The organism is Psychrobacter cibarius (assembly GCF_016107535.1).
Classification (GTDB): domain Bacteria; phylum Pseudomonadota; class Gammaproteobacteria; order Pseudomonadales; family Moraxellaceae; genus Psychrobacter; species Psychrobacter cibarius.
This window is the reverse complement of the sequence record NZ_JABASQ010000047.1, coordinates 1-4,639: the sequence shown is the minus strand read 5'-3', so window position 1 is coordinate 4,639 and position 4,639 is coordinate 1. Positions and strand designations below refer to the sequence as shown.

The following is a 4,639-nucleotide window of genomic DNA, read 5'->3' as shown; positions in this document are numbered from 1 at the left end:
GGTTTGGGGTTTCCCCAACGAAGAAGGATTCAAAATTAAGAATAGTAACGAAGTGGATAGATTAAATTTTGAGTCGTTACTTCGCCCTTAGTCAGGGAGACGCCACCATTAAATGTTAAAATAAGCTATCTAAGGTTTCGGATGTGGTTGTGTTAAAGCTTATCACAAGTGATTGAATGATAGTGAGGTGCTTGCTATGCTGAGTAAAATTTAATCGATAAGGATAAATCTAATGTCAGTATCTAATAATAGAACGCCTGTGTCTATTTTTGATAGTCAAGACTCTAATGAGCTAAAAGAGCGTCAACGGTTAGAAGAATTAAAACGCCAAGCTAAGGTTCAGCAAGTGAAGCTGGATAAACGATTAAACAAGCAGAAGATTCTAATGGGGGCGTTTTTGGGTCAGGTATTGGCAACTGATGGTGAGAGTGAGCAGATGATTCGAGAGTATTTTGCGATTCATTTTCCAGATTTTTTAACGAGAAAATCGGATAAAGAATTGTTTAAAAGTATGATTGAAAGTTTGGGTGGCGATATGGGCTTGGGTGAGGAAAAAGATCCATCTGCGGTCAATATAAAAGAATCTGATCGCGAATCTGAAAACAAGCAACAAACTCAGTCTTACGGTAATGCTGAGCATGACATACGTGATCTGTTGTCAGATGATAATACTTATTCTACTGATGTCAGTGATCCAAACTACCGCGGATAATAGAAATACTAAAAACGTGGTGTTAGAGAGAAGCTAAAAAGAATCTATAGCATGGTCTCAATTGACGCCGGCCACTAGCGATGAGGTGGGTTTCAAACTCTGGCTTGAATGATTGGTAAAAGTTGTCCATATAAGAAGTCCTTTTTGCATAAGTTGGTCTTGATAAATTTACTTTAGCAATTGTGGACTTCTTTTTTGGCGCTCCCTTTTCCCGAACTGGGGTCATTTAGCAAACCTTCGATTCACTACTATCTAGCAGGATAAAACGTCTCTGCACCAGGGCCTACTGGCAGACCAAATACAAACACCCAGACGCAAAATAAAATAATCCAACCAACTAAGAACGCAATTGAATAAGGTAACATCATCGCCATAAGTGTGCCAACACCAGTATTTCTCTTATAACGAATAGCAACTGCCATAATGAGACCAAAATAGCTCATCATAGGGGTAATGATATTGGTAGTCGAATCTCCAATACGGTATGCGGCCTGTATCATCTCAGGCGCATAGCCAGTTAGCATTAGCATGGGGATAAATATTGGTGCTGTTACGGCCCATTGCGCAGATGCCGAACCAAGCATCAAGTTAACCACCGCACATATCAAGATAAAACCGATCAATAAGAAAGGACCTGTTAAACCAATATCGTTTAGGAAAGTTGCACCAGATACTGCCATTACAGAACCAAGGTTTGACCAATTAAAGAAGGCGGTAAACTGTGCTGCAAAAAAGACTAAGACGATATAAATACTGAGCGAGCTCATCGCATGGCTCATCGCATCTACTACATCTTGGTTGTTTTTTATGCTACCAGTAATCTTTCCATATATATAACCAGGTATGGCAAAGAACACAAAAATGAAGACAACGATACCCTTTAAAAATGGCGAACCTGACAACAGACCTGTCTCAGCATTACGCAGGATGCCGTCAGCAGGTACCACGGTCCAAGCCAATAATAAACAGAATACCAGCATACTAATACCAGCCCAAAAAAGTCCTTTTTTCTCAATAGTAGATACGCGCTCAGCTTTGGTATCTAATACTGAGGGATCATCGGCGTCAGTAGGATTGTACTTACCAAGGCTTGGCTCGACGATTTTCTCGGTCACAAGATAACCCAAACCACTAATCAAAAAAGTACTCACCATCATAAAGTACCAGTTGGCTTCTGCCCCAACAGTGTAAGCTGGATCGATGATACGTGCCGCTTCTTGAGTAATCCCTGATAATAAAGGATCAACTGTGCCAAGTAATAGATTAGCGCTATAACCACCAGATACCCCAGCAAATGCCGCCGCGATACCAGCTAATGGATGTCGACCAAGAGAGTGAAATATGACCGCAGCAAGTGGTATCAAAACCACATAACCAAGCTCAGCGGCCGTGTTTGACATAATACCTGCGAACACAATAGTAAAGGTAACCATTTTCTTTGGCGCGTTTAACACTAGCCCACGTAGTGCGGCTGATATCATTCCAGAGCGCTCAGCGATACCAACACCAAGTAGTGCTACCAGCACCGTACCAAGTGGCACAAAACCAGTAAAGTTGGTCACCAAGTTTTCAACAATACGAGCTAAGCCCTCGCCATTTAATAAATTGACGACCTCAATAGTTCCATCAGCGCTACGGCCGCTTGCACCCTCTGGTCGTGGATCGATTACCGATATACCAAAGTAAGACAGTACTGCTGAAAGAACCAGTAAAAATACTGACATCCATACAAATAAAATAACAGGATGCGGTAGTAAATTACCGAGCCACTCTACTCCTTTTAAAAACCGCTGCATGCGCGAATCTTGCTCTGCTGCATCAAAATTATTATGTGGCGGATTGCCATTTGGCGAGTTACTTCCTTGCATAGCCGATTATCTCCTTCAAGATTAAGTACTTTTGATGCGCTTAAAGTGTATGAAAACACCGATAAAAGGTTATGATTGGAACATAATTGGAAAACAGAAACAAATAATTTTGTCTCATAAAACAAATTGTTTAGAATTTTGAGTAATAAATAACCCCAGTTCAGGAGAAGGGAGCGCCAAAAAAGACAAAAACAAGAAGTTCACAATTGCTAAAGTAGGTTTACCAAGACCAACTTATGCAAACAGGATTTCTTCCATGAACAACTTAACCGAACTATAATGCCTCTTGGTCAGTCATCAAAGCGCTTGAGCGCAAAAATAAAGAGCTCAAATAAGCCAACGAAACTATAAGGAACGCGGGCGCTTTTATGCCTAGGAGGAGATGGGCGGACCGCCCAAGTGATGGTTGATTTTATTAATGATCATAAGTTGTAATATGAGTTCGGGCCAATATTAAAGTACTACCGCCTGCTCCGTCACCCTATCACTTCACTATAATCTATTGTAAGTATGCCTATGACAAACCAATTTCACTGGTGCGGTTCCCTAGTGAGGACTTGAACATCTAGCTGTATGTCATATGCGCTGATAGATTAATCGGCTGAAAATAATAGCAGTGTACTTGTGAGTGTACATAATGCTACCTATAGTTTTTTTGTTTCATAATAGCTATAGCATCTTCGTAGAAATCTATATGAAGTATCTGGCTATCTTTTTTAGGCGCTAGATTTAACTGATTGGTGAGAGTTCTCTGCCCGAAATTATATTTTGGCCCTTCAGACGGCTGCTTGCCACAACGAATACATTGATAAGAAACACCTCTTTCCCCAATAGGGACTGCTAATGAACCACAGCTACACCGGATAGAATACGTTTCTAATATCCTAACATTGATAAGGGTCGGGCTCAGAGTCTCAGGAATAGATTCTTTATATTTACGAGCAAATACTGATCGGATTTTTTTAATCATTACTCTTAATTCCTAGAGGTAGTTATCTATAAAACACTTTTAGTACTTTATAATTTTTACAAAATAATTAAGTAGTAATCCTATTCAGAGAATAACGAATATAAGCCCTGAAGATACTGGCCTTAATTAACTTTTAATTGTATCGGTAGTAACATAAAGATTAATTAAATTGTAACACTTTTGTACCTTTTAAGTAAGCAAAATAAACTGCTTTGAGCGATGCGGTCAATTCCGTAGAAACTGATTCCAAGGCAAGTTAGATATTTAGATAATAAAGGAGTGCTCGAAGTAGGATTTACTCCAGCAAGGGTAAAAGCATTATTGGAGTTGATAGTACTAGAGAGTTCTTACTAAATACCTATTAAAACCGCCAAACTCACTACAGCACTCTGGAAAACCGAATTGCAAGCATAATAGTTAATATGAAAATTAGGCTCATATCCTTTTTAGCGTATATCCCAGCGGAACCATCTAAAAAGGCTCATTAATCCATTAATAGACTACTTAAAACAGACTGCTGTAGTGGAACCACTTAATGAGCAGTGATCAGTTTCGCTCTTTCTTTGGCCACATCAGCAATCAGATGCCGTGAGCACTTGGTCATATCTTGTATCTCAGAATAGCTATGACCTGATTTGAGTAGACTAGCGATGATCTTACGCTTCTCCGTATCTTTCCTACGTCCTGAATACTTACCTTCTGCCTTAGCACGAGCAATACCTTGCATTTGACGGTTACGGCGATCCTCATAATCTTTTCGAGCAATGGCTGCGAGCATATCTAGCATCATTGAGTTGATGGCTTGCAATACACTGCTCATAAATTCAGTGCTGGTTTCAGGTTGAAGCGCCATATATGAGGTCGGCAGCTCTTTTGATACGATAGATAGCTTTTTCTCTGATAGCATTCTTTTGAGCGTATCCCAATCAGCTTGGTTCAAACGCGCCAAGCGATCAATTTGCTCAACTAAGATCACATCGCCCTTATGAGCATCTTCAATCAGCTGCATAAGCTTTGGTCGCACTAAAATAGCTCCTGATTCGTTTTCGACATAGAAGGCAGCAATTTTGTGGCCATGATCGTTGGCAA

General features: G+C 40.1%; 4 protein-coding genes. 1 reads left to right on the top strand and 3 read right to left on the bottom strand.

Features of this window, described 5'->3' with window-relative positions; genetic code table 11:
* Nucleotides 1–232: 232 nt before the first annotated feature.
* Complete coding sequence (locus tag JFC08_RS13455; RefSeq protein ID WP_198331083.1) at nt 233–712, top strand: hypothetical protein; 480 nt, start codon at nt 233–235, stop codon at nt 710–712.
* A 248-nt stretch (nt 713–960) separates the two neighbouring features.
* Here the strand turns inward: JFC08_RS13455 and JFC08_RS13450 are convergent, their stop codons facing one another.
* From JFC08_RS13450 to JFC08_RS13440, 3 genes are all read right to left on the bottom strand, one after another.
* Nucleotides 961–2,580, bottom strand: a complete 1,620-nt coding sequence (locus tag JFC08_RS13450; protein ID WP_144298058.1) for an AbgT family transporter — start codon at nt 2,578–2,580, stop codon at nt 961–963.
* A 640-nt stretch (nt 2,581–3,220) separates the two neighbouring features.
* Nucleotides 3,221–3,550: a hypothetical protein gene (locus JFC08_RS13445; RefSeq protein WP_198331082.1), complete on the bottom strand. Its 330-nt coding sequence runs from the start codon at nt 3,548–3,550 to the stop codon at nt 3,221–3,223.
* A gap of 532 nt (nt 3,551–4,082) precedes the next feature.
* On the bottom strand, nt 4,083–4,639 hold a 557-nt coding region (locus JFC08_RS13440; RefSeq protein WP_198331081.1), incomplete at its 5' end, for a recombinase family protein.

What these genes read in the sequence shown, in the direction of transcription:
- JFC08_RS13455 (WP_198331083.1), top strand. Translation starts at nt 233, where the DNA reads ATGTCAGTATCTAATAATAGAACGCCTGTGTCTATTTTTGATAGTCAA.
- JFC08_RS13450 (WP_144298058.1), bottom strand. Translation starts at nt 2,580, where the DNA reads ATGCAAGGAAGTAACTCGCCAAATGGCAATCCGCCACATAATAATTTT.
- JFC08_RS13445 (WP_198331082.1), bottom strand. Translation starts at nt 3,550, where the DNA reads ATGATTAAAAAAATCCGATCAGTATTTGCTCGTAAATATAAAGAATCT.